Origin of the sequence: Prevotella sp. P3-122, from assembly GCF_002251365.1 — a bacterium.
Lineage (GTDB): Bacteria > Bacteroidota > Bacteroidia > Bacteroidales > Bacteroidaceae > Prevotella.
The window spans coordinates 70016-92811 of the sequence record NZ_NPJH01000091.1 but is presented as its reverse complement, the minus strand read 5'-3'; the positions used below and the strand labels follow the sequence as shown (position 1 = coordinate 92811).

The following is a 22796-nucleotide window of genomic DNA, read 5'->3' as shown; positions in this document are numbered from 1 at the left end:
GTTGCCTTGCAATATATAGCCTCTATGGTTTTTTTGTGATAAATCCAAATATAAATTTTATTTATTTGAAACCTTTTACAGAAATGGGAAAGTCTTCACTCGTAATTTATATGTTTCATTTCTTTTTATTACAAATAGTACGCAAATATGTAGAAGATTGTAATAATGGCTGGTCTGCAATTTCGCTGACAATCACATTGGCTTTTATTATTTCTTTTTGTTGCTGGCTTTTAGAACATTACGTTCTCAATAAAAATAAAATCCTTTCAAAATTGTTTGTTGGAAAATAAAATATACTATATATGCTAAAGTTTTTATTACTCTTTATCCCTTGGACACTACGTCGCAAAATCTTAAAAAGAAAGTTTGGTTATAAGATTCACCCTACTGCTCATATAGGCTTATCTTATATATATCCTAAATATCTTGAAATGGGAGCAGGGGCATCTATTGGACATTTTAATGTTGCGATACATTTGGATAAAATAGTAATAGGTGAAAATTCCTCTATTGTTAGAAGTAATTGGATTACAGGTTTCCCGACAGGAACAGACTCAAAATTCTTTTCCCATGACAAGGAGCGTAAGAGCGAATTGATTATAGGTAAGGAGTCTGCCATTACGAAGAACCACCATATTGATTGTACTAACTATATTCATATAGGTGATTATGTAACTATTGCTGGTTATAATTCTCAATTCTTGACTCATTCAATTGATATTTATGAGTCGAGACAGGATAGTCATCCAATTGAAATTGGCGATTATTGTTTTGTATCAACTGGTGTACGGGTGCTGGGAGGAGCTGTACTGCCATCTTTTTCTGTACTTGGTGCTGGGGCTGTCCTTAATAAAGCATACAACAAGGAGAGAATGTTATATGCTGGAGTGCCTGCTGTACCAAAGAAAGTAATACCTCAAGATGCAAAGTACTTTTTTAGAAAAGAAGGTTTTGTTTATTGATTAAGGGATAAAGTACTTCCTCATTATAGAGTAGGAATATAAATATTTGGCTAAAGGCAAATAGAAAGAAAACTTTCATTGCCATCACTTGTTTTTTTCTATGAAAATTATTCATTATATTCCGAGTATCGACCGCATTGCGGGCGGTACTTCTACCTATATGCAGGTTCTTGGCAAGGAATTAGGGAAGTTAGCTGAAGTGCATATCATCACTCATGCTTCTGATAATCCATTGCCTATAGATAATTGTAAGATACATTATGTGTCTGGTTACAATCCTTTGAAAGGTAGTTTCAAAATTGAGGTTAACAAGCTCCTTGATGTATTGAAGCCTGACTTGGTACATGTAAACTGCTGCTGGATGCCAGCTTGTTCTCTTGTTCAAAAAATGGCACAGAAGCGCAACATCAAAGTGGTTCTCACTCCTCATGGTATGCTGGAACCTTGGATTATCAAGCGTCATTATTGGACTCGTAAAGTACCTGCCTTGTTGCTGTTCCAGAAGTCTGCAATCAAAAAAGCTGATTGCCTGCAAGCTACAGCAGAAAGTGAAAAGCAGAATCTCTTGAAGCTGGGCTATAACTCCAATATCAAGATCGTTAAACTCGGTATTGATGCTGAGAGTATCGCCATGAAAACTTCCTGGAAGAAGAGCAAGCAGTTGCTGTTTTTGTCAAGAGTGCATGTAAAGAAGGGCATCAATTATCTGATTGAAGCTGCCGACATCCTTCGTGATGAATTGCAGGGATATAAGATTCTTGTTGCAGGAGAAGGGGATGCTGAGTATGTTGCCTCTCTTAAGCAGCAGATTATGGATAAAGGGCTTCAAGATATAATTCAACTGATAGGTGGTGTTTATGGTGAAAAGAAATGGGAGTTGTTCCAGACTTCCGACTTCTTCGTGTTGCCTACTCACTCTGAGAATTTCGGCCTTGCCATAGCAGAGAGTCTCGCTTCAGGCACGCCTGTAATCACTACTGTTGGCACTCCATGGAATGACCTCAACGATAGCAATAGTGGAGCATGGATAGTGATAGGTACGCAGCCATTGACAGAAACGCTCCGTAAGTTCCTGGCATTGTCGGACGAAGAACTCGAAGCGATGGGACGCAACGGACGCAAGCTCATCGAGGAGAAGTATTCAGCCCGCGTGATGGCAAAAGAAATGATGGAGGTGTATGAGACTCTCATTCCGAATCTCACGAATGTGTAATGAGTGTGAGATTAAGAGTGTGATTCGTGCTATTCTTGTTCAGAAAAATATTTTCAGTTATGAAATTAGAACGTCATACTCCAGGGCGTGTGTCCTTGGGTATTAAGTTGAAGCGGGTGGTTTGGAATCTCACGTCTGCCTTGCTTTTCCGTCCTTTCATCACTCCCGTGTTCCGCAAGTGGCGGCTGCTGTTGTTGCGGATGTTCGGGGCAGAAGTGGAATGGGACGCTAATGTGTATGCATCGGTGAAGGTGTGGGCACCTTGGATGTTGAGGTTGGGACACAGAGCGTGTCTCGGTCCTGAGGTGATATGTTATAACCAGGACTTGGTGGTTCTGGAGGATGATGCCATCGTGTCGCAGTATTCGTATCTCTGCACGGCAGGACATGACATCGACCATGCCAATACAGCTGACAGCGGTCTCATTACGGCTCCTATTGTCTTGCGCCGTGGAGCGTGGATTGGCAGCCGTGCATTCATCGGCATGGGAGTGGAGATTGGTGAGAATGCCGTGGTAGGCGCCACGGCTTCAGTATATAAAAATGTTGAACCATGGACTGTCGTTGGTGGCAATCCGGCAAAGTTTTTAAAGAAGAGAATAATCAAAGAAAACAAATGAAATGTATCTACAATCTGGAAGGAAAGAACAAGGCGGTGGTGCTGTTTAAGTTTCTGGCTGCCTTGCTTATCACGTATTCTCACATGAAGGTGTTGTTTCCGAAGTATGATGGTCTGGTTACTGGTGGTGCTATCGGCGACGCTTTGTTCTTCTTCTGTTCTGGATTTACGTTGTTCCTGGGACGTAAGAGTAATTTTGCCAACTGGTACGGCAGAAGGGTGAACAGGATATATCCGTCGATAATAATGTGGGCTTTGCTGTCAGCTTTGTTGTTTGGATGGGCGTGGGATGTCACTGACCTGTTGACAACACCAAGGTATTGGTTCATACCATGCATCATGGTGTATTATGCCATATTCTATGTTATCCGAGAGTTTTTGGCGGAGCATCTGAAGGCTGTGTTTTATGTTTCGTTGGCGTTGATTACCGTGGCGAGTTTCTTCATCCTTGACATGAGCAGTTCTGTGATGTATGCGCAGGTGTCATTTATGAGAGTGTACTATTTCATCTTCATGCTAATGGGTGCCATCACGGCGGTAGACTTGAAGAAAGAACAGAAGGAGCGGGTGTTCGGCTTCCTGCAGAAAGGCTGTGAGGGGGGGGATTTTAAGACCTATGGTCTTGTTTGCAGTCTCGCTTGTGTTGTACTATGCGTGCATGGCGGTATATAAGCTGGGACCTTTTTATTGTCAATTCCAAATGGTTTCGCTGTTGCCTCTAATGTTGTCGATATACTACCTATTTGCCATTTGCAGCAACGAGAAACTGCTGAAGGTCTTTGAAAAACCTGTGGCAGGTAATATTATATATATGGTGTCGTCATTGACGTTGGAGATTTACTTAGTGCAGTATGCTGTGTTCACGGATGCCCTGAATGGAATATTTCCACTGAACATACCGATAGTGTATCTGATGATTTTCGCCGTGGCGTATGTGCTTAAATGTTTGTCGAACTTGTTCTCTCTGGTTTTTGCAGGGGAAGATATAAACATCAAATCGGTTTGCAGAATATAAAAATCTTTTCCACGGAGCACACTGAAAACAATGAATAGTTCGTCCGTGACCTCCATGGAATATAATTCACGGATGACACGGATGATGCTATCATTGGAATGGTGGTTTACAACTGTGACAAGGCATAGAGTGGGCAGATGCTTACATGGCGTATAGCGTCGTTGTCTTCCTTGTCGATATATTCAAACGAGCCGAAATTCTCCAATGAACAGCGAACGGCATCTGTGAGTTGCTTCTCGCGCAGAAACATCCATAGGCTTTTCATGCCACCTTGTGTACCTGCCTTAACTTCTATGGGGAGAATCTTCATGTCTCTAATGCCCAGGTAATCTACTTCCGCTATGCTCTTGCCACTCTTTTCCCAATAGAATAGGCGTGGTCGCTGTGTAGCATTTTTATAGCGAAGAATTTCCAGACCTGCAACCATCTCGGTGATACTTCCTTTATTTACAAGGTCTTGTGGATTTCCTGTCATAATAAGTTTGATAAGTTGTTGGGATATATCTCCATCAAGATGTAATACGGCGAGAAGGAGACCAGAATCGAGCATGAGGTATTTCACACGACGCTCATCAGCTTCTGCATCGAGAGGAAAGCCATTGGCGGCTGTGCAAGTGACAGGAATAATTATTCCCGCAAGGGTAAGCAACTGAAGAGCCTCCCGTATCTGATAGCTGCGACTTCCTTCGGAAATCTGTGTCATGGTGAGTTTCTGCCCTATCTGATGGCACACTCCATGAAGAGTCACACGCAGCAGGTCGGGATTGACACGACGTGAGTATTTGGCGAAGTCGTCTTCGTAGGTTAATAGGATATCATTATGAATAGTCTGGCATTTTAAGAAGTCGGAAGTTGCTTTCCATGTGGCAACAGCTTCCGGCATGCCACCGACAAGAAGATAGATACGGAATTGTTCGACAAGCATCTTATGAAAAGGCTCATCAAGAGGATGGGAACAGTCAGAACTACGTCGCATACTGATAACACCTTCCATATCCATGGCTATGAGGAATTCGTCAAATGTCATTGGGTACATGAAAACGGAATGGATGCGACCTACACCAAAGGTTGGCAGTTCCTGCAAAGCAAACTCCAGCAGTGAGCCTGCTGATATAACATGCAACTCAGGATAGTCTTCCTTGAAAAAACGCAAGGACATGATGGCTTCCGGACAAGCCTGTATCTCATCGAAAAACAACAGTGTCTTGCCTGCTACAATTGGTACTTTTAGATAACTTGACAGTTTTGAAGTTATGAGCTTGACATCCAGATTGCCTTTGAAGAATGTGGCAATATCTTTGTCACGTTCGAAATTAACCTCAGCAAAATGCTTAAAGCTGTTTCCTAAATGTCGGACGGCAGATGATTTGCCAACCTGACGTGCACCTCTTAAAAGAAGTGGTTTATGACTAACGTCCTCTTTCCATTCAAGGAGGGTCTTGTCTATGCTTCGTGGAATATAATTCTTCATATTGATTGATTTATCCTAAATCGGCCATTAGACTATTATGCGCAAACGAGCCTGGCCTTGCCTTCGCTTGTTTTTGTCATCATAACGCTAATATCCAATTTTAATTTATTGGTATTCAACTGCAAAGATAAACACAATTGCTGAAATCCGAGAAATAATTCTTGAAATATTGTCGAAATCCGAGAAATAATCTTCGGTATTTTGCTGAAATCCGAGAAAAATATAATTGAAATGAATAATTCTATTGCTGCTGTCATCCTCACGAAGAATGAGGAGAAGCATATAGTTAGGTGTCTGGAATCGCTGAAAGGAGTGTGTGACGACATAGTCGTGGTGGACAGCTTTAGTGAAGACAGAACGGAGGAACTGGCGACGGTGCATGGGGCAAGGGTGATTAAACATCCATGGAAGAACTATGCCACGCAGTTCAATTATGGCGTTTATGAATGTGGCATTACGGCTGACTGGATATGGCGCATTGATGCCGACGAGTTTCTGGAAGGAGACTTGGGCAAGGCGGTCAAGGAGGCTATAGGCAAATGTGGCGAGGATGTCAATGGCATATATGTAAGGAAACGGATAGACTTCATGGGCAGGCCTTTGTTGCATGGAGGGTGGTATCCGAGTTATCACCTGAAGGTGTTCCGCCGTGGGCATGGCGACTGTGAGAACAGATGGATGGATGAGCATATCCGTCTGTTTGACGGGAGGGCTATCACTGTGGAAGTGGGCAATCAGGTGGATGCCAACTTGAATGACCTGACATGGTGGACGGAAAAGCATAACGGGTATGCTACGCGCGAGATGGCAGACATGCTGATGATGGAGTATGGCATGGATGCTGCGGGGCAGGAGGTAGTTCCGAAGTTCTTCGGCACGGAGGAGCAGCGGAAGCGCTGGCTCAAGGTAAAATACATCAAGGCTCCGCTGTTTGTAAGGCCGTTTGTGAACTTCATGCTGAGGTATGTGCTGAAGGGCGGATTCTTGGATGGCAAGGAGGGCTTCGTATGGCATATACTGCAAGGGTTCTGGTACAGAATGCTGGTGGATGCCAAGATATTTGAGTTGAAGAAGAAGTGTGGATGGGATGAGGCCAAGATAAAGGAATATATCAGCGACAGATACCTTACAACCCGAACGAGGGGGTAAGACAGTTTAGTAATATATTTCTATGCATACATAGTCCTTTCATGGAAGAAAGGAGGGTGTATGCAGCGTGATGTATGCCTTGCTTCTTTTGATGGTTCTGACTTTAATAAAGGTGCAGGATTCCTGAAAATTACATTATGGTGTTTTGTGAACGCTTTGATAGTGCGTGCCTCATGGAATCCCTTTATGCGAATCAAGGTGGCTTTGCTGTGAGTATTTAATGAATAATTGATCTTATTTTCATGAAGATTTCAATAATAACAACTTGTTATAACCGCGTGTCAACGATACGTGGGGCAATAGAGAGTGTGCTGGCTCAGGATTATGCGGACATAGAGTATATTATCGTGGACGGGGGCATCGACAGACGGGTCTGTGGAAGCCATCCAGGAAGCAATAGCAGGAAAGGAGGGCCAGGTGAAGTTTATCTCTGAGCCTGACCATGGGATGTATGAGGCTATCAACAAGGGGATACGTATGGCAACTGGGGATTATATCGGGCTGGTTCATTCGGATGACTTTCTGTATTCATCGCATACTATTTCTGATATTGTGAAGCAGTTGGAGGCGACTCATGCTGATTTCCTGTATGGCGATGGACTGTTCGTGAATCCTGAGAACACGGACAAGGTGGTGAGGAAATGGATTGGCGGAACCTATAGGTTATGGAAAGTGCGGCATGGGTGGCTGCCACTGCATCCTACATGCTATATCAAGCGCAGCGCCATTGAGCGTAAGGGACTGTATAACGAGAGCTATAAGATAGCTGCCGATTCGGATCTGCTGTTCCGCTATCTGCTTGGCGGCGAACTGAGCGTCACCTATCTGCATGAATATATCGTGAGAATGCGTATGGGCGGACTGAGCACCGACTCTGCTCGAAGGAAACAGATGTGGAAGGAGGATATCAGAATGTATCAGTCGCACGGAATGAATGCGACTATAACAAAAATTGAAAAGATGTTGTGGAAGGTGCCGCAGTTTGTCAAGGCGAGATTTATGTAGGTATGGAGCAGTTGTTCTTTGAGTTTATACAGGTTGCTATGGGCAACAGGATGTCGTTGTCGTGTGGCATCAAGGATGCTGACTGGCTGCGACTTTTTGAGTTTTGCAAGAAGCAAGCTTTGATAGGAGTAGGATTTACTGCTTTGGAGCATCTTCATACTATTGGGGTAGAGTGTCCTTTGGATATTGGTATGAAGTGGATGGCGATGGCTTTGCATATTGAGAGGCAGAACGACAAACGAAATCAGCAGTGTGCTGAGCTGACCAGAAGATATAAGCATGACGGATTGTCCACGTGTATACTGAAAGGGCAAGGTAATCTTCTGAACTATCCAGAGCATCTACGAAAAAGGAGGCAATGCGGTGATATAGACGTTTGGACAGTTTGCAAGAATGACATTCCCATTGCAGTACAAACGGGGAAAGATAAAGCTGAATATGTGGAGTATCATGGTCGTAAGGCGGTGATTGAGTATGTGAAACAGCTTTATCGATTGGAGGGGAAAGAACTTGCTTCTGCTATTTCTTATCATCACCTCGATGCTCCAAATATGGATGGTACTCCCGTTGAGGTGCATTATCGACCTGCACATCTGTATTCGCCATGGAGAAACTGGCGATTGCAGCGATGGTTCAAATGCCATGAAGAGGAGTGCATGATGAATATGACGCAAATGGGATTTGCGGTGCCAACGACATCTGTTAATGTGGTGTTTCAAATGGCTCACATGTACAAACATTATATAGATGGCGGGCTTGGCTTGCGCCAACTCATGGATTACTACTATGTGTTGCGCGTATGGCATAATGACGTGATGGAGTGCAAGGACTTGCAATCACAGGGTATGTGGTGCGAGGGATTAGGTACACCAGTAATGTCAAACTCTGATATAATTTCAGTTGTACGTTCATTTGGCATGACCAAATTTGCAGCTGCCGTGATGTACGTGTTGCATAAGGTATTTGATATGTCTTCACATTATTATATATGTGAGCCTAACGAAAAGGAGGGGAAGAAGTTGCTTGCCGACATAATGAATATTGGCAACTTCGGGCATTATAATAGCAAGAAACCGAATATGTATCAGCATAAGCTGAAATATCATATATGGAAGTTTAAAAGAATGTTCATATTCGCCATAAGCTATCCGGAAGAGGCACTGTGTGAGCCGGTGTTTAGGGTGTGGAGAAAGGTATGGAGGAAGATGAATGGGTAATGATTATTGATTATTGATTATTCACACATAATATATTTTCAGCGGTGTTCATCAAGCTACGCAAGTTTTTGATTATTGATATTGTTCACACGGAAAATACGGATGACACGGAGGTCCGCAGGCGGACTTTGTGGGAACGTGAATCATCGGAATTTAAACGGAATTTAAACGGAGGTCCGCAAGCGGACGGAGGTGGGGAACAGCAATTAGAAAATAATAAATACCCACAGATGTCACAGATGGACACAGATTAGGAGCCGGTGGCTCGGATTATTAATGATTAATGATTATTGATTGTTGATTATTGATTGTCTTCACACGGAAAATACGGATGACACGGAAGATGATCAAGGATTATTCACACATTATTTATTTCAGCGGTGTTCATCAAGCTACGCAAGTTCTTGATGACTGATGACTGATTGTTGATTATCTTCACACGGAAAACGCGGATGATGCGGAGGTCCGCAGGCGGACTGTGTGGGGAAACGTGAATCATCGGAATTTAAACGGAATTTAAACGGAGGTCCGCAAGCGGACGATGGTGGGGAACAAGGTTTGATGAATGATGAAAGATTGTTGATTATTGATGATTGATGACTGATTATTCACACATTATATATTTTCAGCGGTGTTCATCAAGCTACGCAAGTTCTTGATGACTGATTGTTGATTATTCACACATTATATATTTTCAGCGGTGTTCATCAAGCTACGCAAGTTTATGATTGATGATTAAGGATAATGATTGATGATTAAGGATAATGATTGATGATTAAGGATTGAACATGCTTAGAGACTATCAGATAAATATATGTTCGCGCGTGTGTGAGGCGTTTGGGCAGCATCGCAGCGTGATGGTGCAGATGCCGACGGGGACGGGCAAAACCGTTGTGCTCGCCGAGCTGGTGAAACAATCATTGATGAAGGATGAAGGATTAAGAATCCTGATTGTTGCCCACCGACGAGAGTTGATTGAGCAGATTAAGGCGACCGTCAAGCGGATGGGCTTGAACGCTGACAATCAGTCATCATTAATCAATAATCAGAATATCAATAGTAGTCAGTCATCATTAATCAATAATCAGAAAATCAATAGTAGTCAGTCATCATTAGTCAATAATCAGAAAATCAATAGTGATCAGTCATCATTAATCAATAATCAGAAAATCAATAGTAGTCAGTCATCATTAATCAATAATCAGAAAATCAATAGTGATCAGTCATCATTAATCAATAATCAGAATATCAATAGTAGTCAGTCATCATTAATCAATAATCAAACCATCACCGTCGAGTCCATCCAGACCATATCCCGCCGCATAGCCACTACAGAGTTCTCTCCTTCGCTCGTAGTCATCGACGAAGCCCATCATGCTCTCGCTAAGACATACAAGATGATGTGGGACGCATGGCCTAACGCAAAATTCCTTGGTCTCACTGCCACGCCCTGCCGACTGAACGGCAAAGGCTTTACCGACCTCTTCGATGTGTTGGTGCAATCCGAGGACATCCCCACCTTCATTAAGGAAAAGTGGCTCTCGACATACGACTTTGTGAGTATCAAGGCGGATAGCCGTACGCAACAGCTCATCAGCTCGCTGAAGAAACGTGGGGCCGACGGTGACTATCAGGTGAAGGAAATGGATGCCGTGCTCAATAAGCGTCCTTCCATCGAATGGCTCTACAACTGTGTGATAGAATATGCACATAACAGGAAGGGATTTGTATATGCCATCAACATCGACCATGCACGCAGTATAGCGGAATACTATCAAGAACAAGGTGTCAATGCAGTGGCGATAGACAGCCACACCCCTGTCAAGGAAAGGGAACGGCTTATTTCCTCGTTCCGCTCAGGCGAGCTTCATGTACTTGTCAACGTCGATATTTTCTCCGAAGGCTTCGACTGTCCCGATGTGGAGTTCATCCAGTTGGCTCGCCCTACCCTTTCGTTGGCGAAATACCTACAGATGGTGGGTCGTGGACTGAGACCGAGCAAGGGGAAGAAGAACTGCATGATAATAGACAACGTGGGGCTCTACCGCGTCTTCGGACTGCCATCACAGATCTGGGACTGGAAATCAGCTTTTGAGGGCAGACTAAGGATGAAGGATTATCAGTCATCTTTATTCATTAATCAAAAAATCGAAAGTAACCAGCCATCATTAATCATTAATCAAACAATCGACAGTGAGATGTTTCTCGTAGTGAGCCACGAGCAGTTGGATTCCACCTTCGAGCAGCAAAAGAAAGATGACGTGATGGCAAAGGAACGCACGAAACTGCTGGGCGGAGTGTATGGAAAGGTGACCATCGTGGGGAGGCAGTTGGCGGAACTGAGAGACAAACGGGGCGAAATGCCGACATACGTGGACCTAATGAATATGAACTGGTTCCGTCACTGGGATGAAGGGAAACCGGGAGCGGTAAGGATAGGTGGCATTGATTTCCTTCGAATCGGCAATAAAATCATCAGCAGGACAAGGACTCCCATCACCTTGGCGTACGACAGGGAGCGTATCACAAAATGCGGGTTCTATACTACGCACTCCAGTGTGGACAACCGCAATCTCGACTGTTTGCGCTTTTACAAAGAAGGATTTGAGAATGGCTCCAACACCGTAGTGTTCCTGCATGATGAGCCTCAGGAATACTACTGGGAGAGTGCCTGGTTGTGGGACGAAGGACTGGTGGTGATGGGCATCGATGGATGCTACTATCATGTCGACAAGGGGATGCCGAAGGTGTATCTCGGATGTGCGGACACGGAGGAGAACAAGACTCGGTTGTCTCAGGCTGTCCATGCCGTCATCGCAGAGTCGGAGCAGAGAAATAAGGAGAGGAAGGAGAACATCAGACGTGATGTGGAGTCGCTCGACTATGTCAAGCCTTGCAAAATAGGGACGAAATGGGGACTCCGTGGCAGTGACGGACGCATACTTTGCGTGCCCAAATACAGGAACATCATGGAGCAGAACGGTTACTTCCTCATCGAGGATATTCCCCTCCACTGGGGAGTCATGGACAAGTTCGGCAAGGTGCTGGTAGAACCGAAGCACGACACAGTGGAAATCACTCCCGACGGCAAAGCCATCCTCACCTCCGTCGCAGGCAAGCAAACCATCATCAACCTCAAGTAGCTAACTTCAAGAACCGTTCAGCCTTTGCTGAACACATAATCAATGGTGTTAGCTTATTCACGAAATACATCCAGCCTATCTATACTTTTGCGCTTACAGCGCGCAAGGACAATATCCAATTACACCCAGGGTGCCGCTACGCTCTACCCTGGGCTATGAGCTTCTGCGCTTACAGCGCGTGCTGGTCAATGTCCCACTATTAAGGTTAAAGGGCTGAGGTTGGAGGTCAAAGGGCGAAGGGCGAAGGTTAAAGGTTAAAGGTTAAAGGGAGAAGGTTAAAGGGCGAAGGTTAAAGGGCTGAAGTTGGAGGTCAAAGGGCGAAGGGCGAAGGTTAAAGGTTAAAGGTTAAAGGTCTAAGGTCGAAAGGCTAAGGTCTGAGGCCTGAGGGTAATTGTCGCGCTGTAAGCGCAAAAGCACATAGCCCAGGGTAAAGCGTAGCGGCACCCTGGGTTATTTCATATAGGTGATGGTCGCGCTGTAAGCGCAAAAGCGTAGATAACAGCAGGACATATAACGCTTTTGCCCTTTGCCTTTCCTTGCAGCCGGCGACCTTTGGTTCAGGGCGATGCTACTGATATTACCCATGATATTTATTCTAAGAGTTTGCCAACATTATTTTCTGGAAATTGTTTGCGGAATTGATGCTCAATGTCTCTTTCTTTTAATGTCTTCATCTGTTCCTCTGCTATTTTTAACAATGTACGAAATCTATCCGCACGGAGAATGTTACGTTTAATCAATTCTGCATTAATCGTTTCGAGGTTTGCAAGAATAAGAAGTTGCGCGATAGAAGCTGTTTCACGTATATTCATTCTTTTCTTGGCTAATTGTGGGTTCTGCTGTTCCCATTCTTTTGCAGTACAACCAAACACTACCATATTGAGCATGTCAGCCTCTTGTGCGTAAACAAGCACTTCTTTTGCACGTTTATATCCCAGATGTTTTAGTTTTGACTGAATTGCATCTGTATGTATTGTATAATTTGCTTTCGTTAGGAACCGCTTTGCTTGCCATTGCAATAATGAAGGGTTACTTTCTTCTTCCTTTAGGCGTTGATAGTCTTTAATAAGGTATAGTTTGAACATGGGACTAATAGCGGCACCAAATTCAAAAGCAATATCCTTATGGGCGTAAGTTCCTCCATACCTTCCTGATTTAGAATAGATTCCAATGGCATTAGTATCTTCAACCCAATTTGTTACACTCATTGTAAATGTAGGTAGGCCAGCGGATTTTCTAAAGTGGTCGAATTTGACCACTTTAAAATTCGGATTATACATCATTTCCCATGCACCAAGAAATTCTATAGTCGCTCTATTGCGAATCCAGTTCTTTATAATGTCCGCAGCCCGACTTTCATCATCAGAGGCTTTTACCATATCTGTCAAACAGATAAAATCATCGTTGTTACTACCAGTTACAACGGAAATCTCCGTAGAAAGGACTGACAGTTTTCTTGTCTTTACCATACGTATTATCAATTATATTGTATTCCTATTTATATATCCTATGTTCAAAGTCTGTACGATATGAAGTTGCTATCATAACAAGACGGTCAAACAAGTCTTCACCGAAATAGCGGCGGTTGAAATTGTAGCAGAACTCGTTCAGGTACTCTTTCAAGAACTCCGGCTTAATACCGTGGTGCATGTCGGCCAGCTGCGTCTTGGCGTTGCTAATGGCGATATGTACCCAGGGAAGCACCTTGCCAATATCCTTCGGATCAATCACATTTTTTATATATAACATACGAGAGCTATGTGTTTGCATTTGTGTTGCGGACTAATATGCTTGTTTTACGGCATCGGCAACAGATTCTACCTCGGCATCGGTCATGGCCTGATGACACGGAAGACTGAGCTCACGCAAATGGATGCTCTCAGTTATGGGGAACGACAGATGGTTCCATTGACTGTAGCAACGCTGCCTGTGAGGAGGTATGGGATAATGGATGACGGTGCCTATGCCCCGGTTGGAAAGATGCTCGCGCAAGGCATCGCGGTCATCGCACAATACAGGATAGATATGCACCACATTATCAGCATTGCGGAAAGGTACGGTGCAGACCCCGTCCACTCGGATAGTGTCGTCATAATACTGGGCGATAGCCTTCCTACGGGCATTGTCACTATCAAGGTATCTTAGCTTTACGGCAAGTACGGCAGCCTGTATCTCATCCATGCGGCTGTTGAGTCCCTGATAGTCAAATACATATTTTCGTGAAGAGCCATAGTTGGCAACAGCCCTTACAACTTCTGCAAGCTGGCTGTCGTCTGTAGTCACGGCACCAGCATCGCCAAGTGCCCCAAGGTTCTTGCCCGGATAGAAACTATGGGCTGCGGCATTGCCCAGCGAGCCTGTACGCCTTCCCCCGAACATGCAGCCATGGGCTTGTGCATTATCCTCAAAGAGCAACAGGCCATGGCGTCGGCAGATGGCTGCTATACGGGCAGTCATGCTGCATCGTCCATAAAGATGCACAAGCATCACAGCACGTGTTTTCGGCGACAGCCGCTCCTCAATAATGCTGTCATCGATGAGCAGAGTGTCAATTCTCGGCTCCACAAGTACGGGCACAAGGCCACAGTCGGTGATGGCAAGGATTGTCGCTATGTAGGTGTTGGCAGGCACTATCACCTCATCGCCTTGGGACAATTTCCCCAATTCCATATAGCCGCGCATGATGAGCCGCAGGGCATCAAGGCCATTGCCGCATGTCACGCAATGGCGGGTACCGACAAATGCGGCGTAATCATGCTCGAAGCGTGAGACTGCTTCCCCCTGCAGGTACCATCCGCTATCTATGACGGCGGTGACAGCCTGACGGATTTCGTCTGCATGCATATCGTTAATGCGCTTCAGGTCGAGGTATTTGATAGTCATAGTTCCCATTCGTAAGAGTCATAGCATACGCCCCGTCCGCCGAAGCCCTGTTTCTGGAATATCAGCGGGGCATTGAGGTAGGCACCACCCTGCTCGGTAGACTTACCGAAGTCGAAGTAGCGGCAATGGGCGTAGTCGTTGTTGATGATGTGATGGAAAAGAAGGTCGAGTGCTCCGTGAGCCTTACCCTCTGCGGAGGCAGAGATATACTGCGTATGGGCAATGCCCGCCATTAGATAGACGACAGTGCCACCAACGACAGTGCCGTCGAGCTTTGCCACATGCAAGCGGATATTGGATGGGAAGCGGGACATGAGCAGCTTCATCTCAGAGGCTGTATGCACAGGATGGGCATTATAGCGTAAACCGAGGTTCTGCTCCAGAACCCTCCAAAAGGCATCAATATCGCTACTCTCCTCTATCGTTATACCGGCTGCAAGAGCCTTGCGGACACCTGACTTACGTGACTCCGCAAAGCGTGGCCGTGCCGTCAGGTCTATTGTCGAGGATATGTCGCGCGACAGCAGCCTGGCCTTGCATTGCCAAGTGATGGCATACAGGTCTTCCTCAGACGGTAACAGATGGTATATCCAGGGTATTGCCTTGTATACTACTCTGCGAATGCCACTCTCCCGAAGCAGGTTGTTTGCAAGTGCAAACATCTGCAAGACATCTTCCACGCTGGTTTTGTTATCAATGAGAAGCCCGCCATAGGTAAGCCCCTGATGCGACCATACAGTGTCGCCATCAATATTCAGAGGCAACAGGGCAGCCAAGTGTCCCTTGCGGCGGAACACTATGGAATGGTCTGTGAAACGGTCAGCATGATAGTCCATGTAACGGCGGTCGAAGAGGAAAGTGGCATTGCGGGCGCGTGCCACAAAGCTGTTCCACTCGTCGTGCATGGCAGGAGTGTATATCTCAGCTTCAATCATGGGAATTGTCGTTGCAGTATTCAAGGAAGTCGTCGTAGTCGCGTATATAGTCGGCTTCGTCGAAAAGCTCTGAGGCAAGGACGAGACACACGGCCCCCGAGGAGAAGTCTTCCAGCGTGCGCCACACGCCCGTACCGACAAGCAGTCCCTGCCATGGATGGTTCAGATGGTACTCTTGTTTGTTTCCCTTTCCATCATCGAGCGTAACGGTGAACGAGCCGCTCAGGGCAATGATAAACTCCTGGCAATGTTTGTGAGCATGTCCTCCACGGCTCTCTCCCCCCGGTACATCATATACCCAATACACCCTGCTGACCTCGAAGGGAACATTGCTGAGCTGTTCGGCTACAGTGAGGTTTCCTCTGGGGTCGCATACTTTGGGTAAATCGATAATGGTGCCAAGCATGATGGTAAGGATATTGTAGTTGTTTTTTTACTTCTTCATATATGGATCTGTGCCGAGGACAGTAGCGGCAAGCCTCTTGGCCTTGCCACGCAGAGCCTCAAGGTCGCATCCCTTGTCGCCATAGCACAGGACAACACCCATGCGACGTCCCACATGAGCCTCGGGCTTGCCGAAGATGCGCACACGGGTATAGTCCTCAGTCAGAGCGTCGCAGAGGTTATAGTTGAGCGGCTTGTCCGATTCTACTGGTGAGAGCACCACAGCAGAGCATCCATAATGCTCAAGGTGTATGCCCGCAATAGGCAATCCGAGCACAGCGCGCAGATGCAGCTCAAACTCGCTGAGATTGGTGGTATGTCCCAGCGTCACCATTCCAGTGTCATGGGGACGTGGTGACAACTCGCTGAAGATGACCTCGCCCTGTTTAGTAAGGAAGAACTCCACTCCCCATATGCCATAGCCCGTCAGTGCCTTCGTAACCTCGTCGGCCATGTGCTCAGCCTCCTTGAGTGCCTCGTCGCTGATAGCGTAAGGTTGCCAGCTCTCACGATAGTCGCCACCCTTCTGCACGTGTCCTATAGGCGGGCAGAACAATGTCGGGCCATTTTTCTGAGTCACCGTCAAGAGTGTGAACTCCGACTCGAAGTCTATAAATTCCTCGATTATCACTTCCCTGACATCTCCGCGACTGCCCTCCATGGCTTCATTAAAAGCCTGCTGCAGCTCATCGTCGTTGTGGACATAGCTTTGTCCGTGACCGCTCGACGACATCAGCGGCTTCACAACACAGGGGAAGCCAATTTCGTCGGCAGCCTTCTTGAACTCCTCAAATGTCTTGGCATAGAAATACTTTGCCGTGCGCAGTCCAAGCTCACGGGAAGCAAGGTCACGGATGGCCCTGCGGTTCATGGTGTAGTTGACGGCCTTTGCGCTCGGCACCACCTGTATGCCCTCTTTCTCGAAATCGAAGAGGCGCTCGGTGCGTATGGCCTCTATTTCTGGGACGATTATGTCGGGGCGGTGTTTCCTGACCACTGCCTCAAGCGCATCTCCATCGAGCATGGAGAACACCTCTCTCTCGTCAGCCACCTGCATAGCTGGAGCATTATCATAACGGTCGCAAGCCACGACATACTGTCCGGCGCGCTTTGCTGCAATAACAAATTCACGGCCCAGCTCACCTGAACCTAAAAGCAATATCTTTTTCATATATTTATATTTTGGGGTGTTATGAGGAGGATTTAAATGGGAAGTTATAAGGAGGAGTTAAATGGGCCAAATGAATAAGCGCACAAATGTAATGGTTCCTCATAACTTCCTGTCATAACTTCCTGTCATAACTTCCTGCCATAACTTCAGTTATTGTACATATTGTCGTAATACTTCTGATAGTCGCCGCTGGTGACATTGTCGAGCCATTCCTGATTGTCGAGGTACCAGCGTACGGTTTTCTCTATTCCCTCCTCGAACTGCAGGCTTGGTTCCCATCCCAGCTCACGCTGCAACTTTGTGGAGTCGATGGCATAGCGTGCGTCATGTCCAAGGCGGTCGGTGACGAAGGTAATGAGGTCGAGGTCCTCTCCCTCCTTGCGTCCCAACAGACGGTCGACGGTATTGATAACCACCTTTATGATGTCGATGTTCTTCCACTCGTTGAAGCCACCTATATTATATGTCTCAGCCACCTTTCCCTCATGGAAGATAAGGTCTATGGCCCGTGCGTGGTCCTCAACGAACAGCCAGTCACGGACGTTCTCTCCCTTGCCATATACTGGCAATGGCTTACGGTGGCGTATATTGTTGATAAATAATGGGATAAGCTTCTCTGGAAACTGGTATGGTCCATAGTTGTTTGAGCAGTTGGTGACGATGGTCGGCATTCCGTAGGTATCGTGGAACGCCCTCACAAAATGGTCACTTCCTGCCTTTGAAGCAGAATATGGAGAGTGAGGATTGTATTTTGTAGTCTCAAGGAAGAAATCCTCGCCGTATGCCTCATGATGCTTTGCTGAGGATGCCTTGGTAGTGAACGGCGGCTCTATGCCCTCGGGGTGTGTCATCTGCAAGGCGCCATACACCTCATCGGTAGAGATATGGTAGAAACGCTTGCCCTCATATTTCTCTGGCAGTGACTCCCAGTAAAGTTTGGCAGCCTGCAATAGCGACAGGGTACCCATTACATTGGTTCGGGCAAAAGTAAACGGGTCCTTGATGCTGCGGTCCACGTGGCTCTCGGCAGCAAGGTGTATGATGCCGTCGACATGCTCATCCTGCATCAACTTGTAGAAAGCATCGAAATCACAGATGTCCATCTTAACGAACTTATAGTTTGGACGATTCTCGATGTCCTTGAGGTTGGCAAGGTTACCAGCATACGTAAGCTTGTCAAGGTTGATGATACGGTAATCTGGATATTTGTTCACGAATAGGCGCACTACGTGACTGCCTATAAATCCTGCTCCGCCTGTAATAACAATTGTCCTCATAAATGTATATTAAAGTATGTTTTTGTTCTCACCTATAGTAATAACCTCGCAATCAGCAAATTTATTGCCTTCGATGGTTAATCTTATTAAAGTTCTTTCCTTATGCCACCCCATCAGCCCGGCTGCTCCCGGATTTATGTTAAGAAGGTTCAGAGTCTTGTCGAACTTCACCTTCAGTATGTGGGAGTGTCCGGCTATGAAGAGTTGCGGTGGCGAGGCATACAACTGCCCTACGATGCTGCGGTCGTAGTTGCCGGGATAACCACCAATGTGCTTCATCAGCACGTCTACGTCCTCGCACTTCCATCTGAGCACCTCGGGGAACATTCTCCTAAGGTCGCCTCCGTCGCAGTTGCCACATACTGCTCTCAACGGTGCCACCTCGCGTAGTTTGTCGGCAACCTCAGTAGAGCCAATGTCACCAGCATGCCATATCTCGTCGCAGTCCTTGAAATAGTATGCGTACTTATCATCCCAGTAGCTGTGGGTATCGCTGATAATACCAATCTTTCTCATCTTTCGTCAGCCTTACAGTCTGTCATTCCGAATCTTCTTCTTACAAAATCTGCTACGAAGCGTGCTGTTGCCTCCACACCGAGCAGGCTGGAGTCTACACACAGATCATAGCTCGACGCATGTCCCCACTTCTTGCCCGTGTAGTAATTATAGTACCTGGCTCTCTGATCCTCCTTCTCGCCTATAATCTTCCTGGCTGTAGCCCTGTCGCAGCCAAGCCTTTGGCACACCCTCTGTATCCTGTGGTCAAGACGGGCTGTGACAAAGATGCTGACGGTATCCTTGCGGTCACGGAGCACATAGTCGGCGCAACGTCCCACAAACACACATGGACCGTTGTCGGCAGCTTTCCTTATAGCCTCACTCTGGAACAGGAAGAGTCCCTCCTCTGAGAAGTTGTTGCGGTAGATGTCCGTATCGCCAAAAAATGAAGTGTTAATGTGAAAAAGTGATTTCAGGAAGCCCTTGTGCTCATCGGTCTGCTCGAAGAACTTCTCCGAGAAACCACTCTCGCGTGCAGCGAGATTCAGCAATTCCCTGTCGTAGAAACTGCATCCGAACTCGTCTGCAAGCATTCGTGCCACAATTCTTCCGCCACTACCAATCTGGCGTCCTATGTTGATGACCATTGGCAAGGTCCTATTACAGTTGTCTTCCATTTGCAATCTCATTATGTTGGCGTTTGAACTTCCGCATGTACACAATCATTATCCATGCAGTAACAAGCGAGGATATGAAGTCGGAGGCTGGCAGCGAAGCCCACACTCCGTTGAGTCCGAAAAACAATGGCAAAACCACAAGCAGCGGCAACAGGAACAGCAGCTGGCGTGACATGGACAGGAAGATGCTTATGCGCACCTTGCCTATGCACTGGAAGAAATTGGTTATCACCATCTGATATCCCACTATGGGGAACATTATTGTAAGTATGCGCAGACCGTCGATGCTCATTGAAAGAAGCTGCTCGTCAGAAGTGAACAGTCGCACACAATGGTATGGTGCAAATACCGCAAGAAGCCATCCCGTTACCATGATGGTTGTAGCAGCAATTATGGACTGCTTAACCACCTGCATCATGCGGTCAAGCCGCTGCGCACCATAATTGTAGCCCGCTATTGGCTGCATGCCCTGATTGACACCCATAACGAACATCACAAAGACAAAGGCTATGCGGTTTGCTATGCCGTAGGCTCCTACCGCCATGTCACCGCCATACTTCACAAGCTGATTGTTGATGAATATCACCACCACGCAGGCACAGGCATTCATGGAGAACGGAGATATTCCTATACCTATGATATTCCTCACCAGATCAGCCCGAGGCTTGTAAATGCCTTTCTTCAGATGCAGCAGCTCACGCCTGTTGCTGAAAATCCAGAATTGCCACATCAGAGCCGTCAGCTGCGCCAATATCGTTGCGTATGCCGCTCCACGTATGCCAAGTCCGAGCGGCCATATGAACAGAGGGTCGAGTATGCTGTTGAGCACCACCGTGAAAATAGTGGCATACATGGCATGACGGGGCTTGCTGGCCGCACGCAGGCAGGCGTTCATGCCAAAGTAAAGATGCGTAATGGCGTTGCCTGCCAATATCACCTCCATATAGTCGCGGGCATAGACTATTGTCTGGTCGCTGGCACCGAAGAAGCGCAATATGGGATCGAGGAACAGCATGCACACGATGCAGAAAAGAAATCCGATAATGACATTCAGCGTAATGGTGTTGCCAAGGATATTCTGTGCTGTCTTATAATCCTTCTGCCCGAGCTTCACCGACATCAACGTCGACGCTCCCACTCCTATGGCTGCTCCGAAGGCTGCCGAAAGGTTCATGAAGGGGAAGGTGATGGCGAGTCCTGATATGGCCATGGCGCCAACACCCTGTCCTATGAATATGGAGTCTACCATATTATATAGGGACGATGCTGTCATGGCTATGATTGCCGGCACAGCATACTGCACGAGCAGGCGGCCAACCGGCTTAGTACCCAATTCTAATGTAGCTTTCCTATTATCCATCTCAGTATCTCCTTTCATGCCGGCAGAGCAGCCCACTCAAGTTATGGCAAGCGCGACACCGCAGGCACGATATTTGTGCAAAGTTACACAAATTAATTTGTTTTTTCCCAAAAATACAATTACTTTTGCAGAAAATTACATTCTGTATGCTGCACAACACCAAAACCACAATAAGATGGACACCGACAGTACTAAATATGAGGATGCCGTAAAAAGGCTGGAAGAAATTGTGAGGCTCATGGAGAACGGACAACTCGACCTCGACCAGATAACGGATCATCTGCGCGAGGCCAAGACGCTCGTCGCACTGTGCAAGGAGAAACTCGGAAAGACTAACGAGGACATAAACAAGCTGCTTGACCAATGACGGCAACCGACTACAGCGCACAGGGAGCAATGACGCTTTTTCAGCTCAACGCCCTCGTCAGCGAGGCTATCGCCGCCAGTCTCGACACCAGCTACTGGGTGCAGGCTGAGATTTCGGAGGCACGCGAGGTGAGAGGACATTTCTACATGGAGCTTATTCAGAAAGAACCTTTCTCATCAACACCCGTGGCACGGGCGTCTGCCAAATGCTGGAACAACAAGTGGCAGCGCCTGCGCAACAATTTTGTCAAGGCTACAGGGCAGGTGCCACACCAGGGGATGAAGGTCCTGCTGCGTGTGTCGCCCGACTTCCATCCCGCATACGGCTTTGCGTGGATTGTCACCGACTTCGACCCCACATACACCCTCGGCGACATGGCCGCCAAGAGAATGGCAATAATAAGACAGCTTAAGGAGGAAGGGGTGTTCGACCTGCAGAAATCGCTCACTATCCCCATGTTCGCCATGCGCATAGCCGTCATATCGAGCGCCAACGCAGCAGGCTATGGCGACTTCTGCAACCATCTGGCCGACAATCCCTATGGCTTTTCCTTCACCACCCGACTCTTCCCCGCCATCATGCAGGGCGAGCAGGTTCAGGACTCCATCATAGCAGCCCTCAACAGCATCTATGACTGCCTTGACGACTTCGACGTTGTGGTAATAATCCGTGGCGGTGGAGCTACTGCCGACCTAAGCGGCTTCGACACCCTGGCACTGGCGGAAAACGTAGCAAACTTCCCGCTGCCGGTAATTACAGGCATAGGCCATGAGCGCGACGAGAGCGTCATAGACATGGTGGCAAACACCAAGGTGAAAACACCTACTGCCGCAGCAGCATTGCTAATCGACAACCTCGCAAATGTATCAACGGCAATAGACAACCTTTCGACAAGACTCGTAGCCATGATAGCTCAGAGGCTACAGGCCGAGGAACTTCGCATAAGAAGGCTGGCTGAGCGCATCCCTACCCTCTTCGCCACAATGAAGGCCAACAGCACGGCACGGCTTGACGCTACGATGATGCGCATAACAAACCTCGCCATAGCACGCATGACGGCCGAGAGCCACCGCATACAGATGCTGCAGCAGCGGGCTGAAGCGCTTGACCCCACACTGCTGCTCAAAAGGGGCTACACCATGACCATGCACGGGGGACATATACTGAAGGATGTGGCTAAACTCAAGGATGGTGACACCATAGAGACTATCACAGCTACAGGCAGAGTGACATCCAAAGTGAAGTTTTTGGCCGATTTTGTTGCATGCGATAATAATAATTAGTACTTTTGCAAGCAAAATGCATCAAACGCCAGCATTCCCAATACTTAGACAGGCAAATAAAACACATCAAAGAAGGCACAACTTCTTATGCCTGACGAAAGGCTTGG

General features: G+C 46.8%; 20 protein-coding genes and 2 pseudogenes. 11 read left to right on the top strand and 11 right to left on the bottom strand.

Annotated elements, in window-relative coordinates:
• The 5 genes from CIL02_RS16565 to CIL02_RS14800 all read left to right on the top strand — a co-directional run.
• Nucleotides 1-290, top strand: a 290-nt coding sequence (locus CIL02_RS16565) for a hypothetical protein (RefSeq protein ID WP_206073526.1), incomplete at its 5' end; no start/stop codon positions are given.
• Between the two features lie 12 nt (nucleotides 291-302).
• Nucleotides 303-962: an acyltransferase gene (locus tag CIL02_RS14815; RefSeq protein WP_240513738.1), complete on the top strand. Its 660-nt coding sequence runs from the start codon at nucleotides 303-305 to the stop codon at nucleotides 960-962.
• Nucleotides 963-1062: 100 nt separating this feature from the next.
• Complete coding sequence (locus tag CIL02_RS14810) at nucleotides 1063-2175, top strand: glycosyltransferase (RefSeq protein WP_094402888.1); 1113 nt, start codon at nucleotides 1063-1065, stop codon at nucleotides 2173-2175.
• A 59-nt stretch (nucleotides 2176-2234) separates the two neighbouring features.
• Nucleotides 2235-2795, top strand: coding sequence for a hypothetical protein (locus CIL02_RS14805; RefSeq protein ID WP_094402886.1), 561 nt, complete (start codon nucleotides 2235-2237; stop codon nucleotides 2793-2795).
• Nucleotides 2792-3466, top strand: coding sequence for an acyltransferase family protein (locus tag CIL02_RS14800; protein ID WP_240513736.1), 675 nt, complete (start codon nucleotides 2792-2794; stop codon nucleotides 3464-3466). The genes CIL02_RS14805 and CIL02_RS14800 overlap by 4 nt, the downstream gene beginning before the upstream one ends.
• Before the next feature lie 449 nt (nucleotides 3467-3915).
• On the opposite strand, the gene CIL02_RS14795 is transcribed toward CIL02_RS14800, so the two are convergent.
• Complete coding sequence (locus tag CIL02_RS14795) at nucleotides 3916-5280, bottom strand: ATP-binding protein (protein ID WP_094402884.1); 1365 nt, start codon at nucleotides 5278-5280, stop codon at nucleotides 3916-3918.
• Nucleotides 5281-5511: 231 nt separating this feature from the next.
• Here CIL02_RS14795 and CIL02_RS14790 point away from each other — a divergent pair, with 231 nt between their 5' ends.
• From CIL02_RS14790 to CIL02_RS14770, 4 genes and pseudogenes are all read left to right on the top strand, one after another.
• A complete protein-coding gene (locus CIL02_RS14790; RefSeq protein ID WP_094402882.1) occupies nucleotides 5512-6429 on the top strand; it encodes a glycosyltransferase family 2 protein in 918 nt (305 codons plus the stop codon).
• A gap of 242 nt (nucleotides 6430-6671) precedes the next feature.
• Nucleotides 6672-7434 (top strand): annotated as a pseudogene (locus CIL02_RS14780) (glycosyltransferase family 2 protein).
• A gap of 2 nt (nucleotides 7435-7436) precedes the next feature.
• Nucleotides 7437-8651 carry a nucleotidyltransferase family protein gene (locus CIL02_RS14775; protein ID WP_094402880.1) on the top strand — a complete coding sequence of 405 codons (1215 nt, stop codon included), beginning with the start codon at nucleotides 7437-7439 and terminating at the stop codon, nucleotides 8649-8651.
• 788 nt (nucleotides 8652-9439) lie between these two features.
• The gene (locus tag CIL02_RS14770; protein WP_094402878.1) at nucleotides 9440-11794 is read left to right on the top strand and encodes a DEAD/DEAH box helicase; all 2355 of its coding nucleotides are present in this window, start codon (nucleotides 9440-9442) and stop codon (nucleotides 11792-11794) included.
• 590 nt (nucleotides 11795-12384) lie between these two features.
• Here CIL02_RS14770 and CIL02_RS14765 read toward each other — a convergent pair.
• The 10 genes and pseudogenes from CIL02_RS14765 to CIL02_RS14720 all read right to left on the bottom strand — a co-directional run bounded on the left by CIL02_RS14765 (nucleotide 12385) and on the right by CIL02_RS14720 (nucleotide 21039).
• On the bottom strand, nucleotides 12385-13263 hold the full coding sequence (locus CIL02_RS14765; RefSeq protein ID WP_094402876.1) for a KilA-N domain-containing protein: 879 nt from the start codon (nucleotides 13261-13263) through the stop codon (nucleotides 12385-12387).
• Between the two features lie 25 nt (nucleotides 13264-13288).
• A pseudogene (locus CIL02_RS14760) lies at nucleotides 13289-13525 on the bottom strand (IS1595 family transposase); the annotation flags it as partial.
• Between the two features lie 51 nt (nucleotides 13526-13576).
• Entirely contained in the window at nucleotides 13577-14686 is a 1110-nt protein-coding gene (locus tag CIL02_RS14755; protein WP_094402873.1) for a DegT/DnrJ/EryC1/StrS aminotransferase family protein, read from the bottom strand.
• Nucleotides 14674-15612, bottom strand: coding sequence for a GNAT family N-acetyltransferase (locus CIL02_RS14750; RefSeq protein WP_094402871.1), 939 nt, complete (start codon nucleotides 15610-15612; stop codon nucleotides 14674-14676). Before CIL02_RS14750 ends, CIL02_RS14755 begins: the two co-directional genes overlap by 13 nt.
• Nucleotides 15605-16018 (bottom strand): FdtA/QdtA family cupin domain-containing protein, encoded by a 414-nt coding sequence (locus tag CIL02_RS14745; protein ID WP_094402870.1) that lies wholly within the window; start codon nucleotides 16016-16018, stop codon nucleotides 15605-15607. The genes CIL02_RS14750 and CIL02_RS14745 overlap by 8 nt, the downstream gene beginning before the upstream one ends.
• Nucleotides 16019-16045: 27 nt before the next feature.
• Nucleotides 16046-17275 carry a formate-dependent phosphoribosylglycinamide formyltransferase gene (gene purT / locus CIL02_RS14740; protein WP_256387564.1) on the bottom strand — a complete coding sequence of 410 codons (1230 nt, stop codon included), beginning with the start codon at nucleotides 17273-17275 and terminating at the stop codon, nucleotides 16046-16048.
• Between the two features lie 98 nt (nucleotides 17276-17373).
• A complete protein-coding gene (locus CIL02_RS14735; protein WP_094402866.1) occupies nucleotides 17374-18504 on the bottom strand; it encodes a dTDP-glucose 4,6-dehydratase in 1131 nt (376 codons plus the stop codon).
• Nucleotides 18505-18513: 9 nt separating this feature from the next.
• On the bottom strand, nucleotides 18514-19020 hold the full coding sequence (locus tag CIL02_RS14730) for a metallophosphoesterase (RefSeq protein ID WP_094402865.1): 507 nt from the start codon (nucleotides 19018-19020) through the stop codon (nucleotides 18514-18516).
• Nucleotides 19017-19679, bottom strand: coding sequence for an AAA family ATPase (locus CIL02_RS14725; protein ID WP_094402864.1), 663 nt, complete (start codon nucleotides 19677-19679; stop codon nucleotides 19017-19019). Before CIL02_RS14725 ends, CIL02_RS14730 begins: the two co-directional genes overlap by 4 nt.
• Nucleotides 19663-21039, bottom strand: coding sequence for an MATE family efflux transporter (locus CIL02_RS14720; protein WP_094402898.1), 1377 nt, complete (start codon nucleotides 21037-21039; stop codon nucleotides 19663-19665). Before CIL02_RS14720 ends, CIL02_RS14725 begins: the two co-directional genes overlap by 17 nt.
• Nucleotides 21040-21214: 175 nt before the next feature.
• Between CIL02_RS14720 and xseB the strand changes: the two genes are divergently transcribed.
• Complete coding sequence (gene xseB / locus CIL02_RS14715) at nucleotides 21215-21406, top strand: exodeoxyribonuclease VII small subunit (RefSeq protein WP_094402863.1); 192 nt, start codon at nucleotides 21215-21217, stop codon at nucleotides 21404-21406.
• Nucleotides 21403-22689: an exodeoxyribonuclease VII large subunit gene (gene xseA, locus CIL02_RS14710; RefSeq protein WP_094402861.1), complete on the top strand. Its 1287-nt coding sequence runs from the start codon at nucleotides 21403-21405 to the stop codon at nucleotides 22687-22689. The genes xseB and xseA overlap by 4 nt, the downstream gene beginning before the upstream one ends.
• Nucleotides 22690-22796 lie beyond the last annotated feature (107 nt).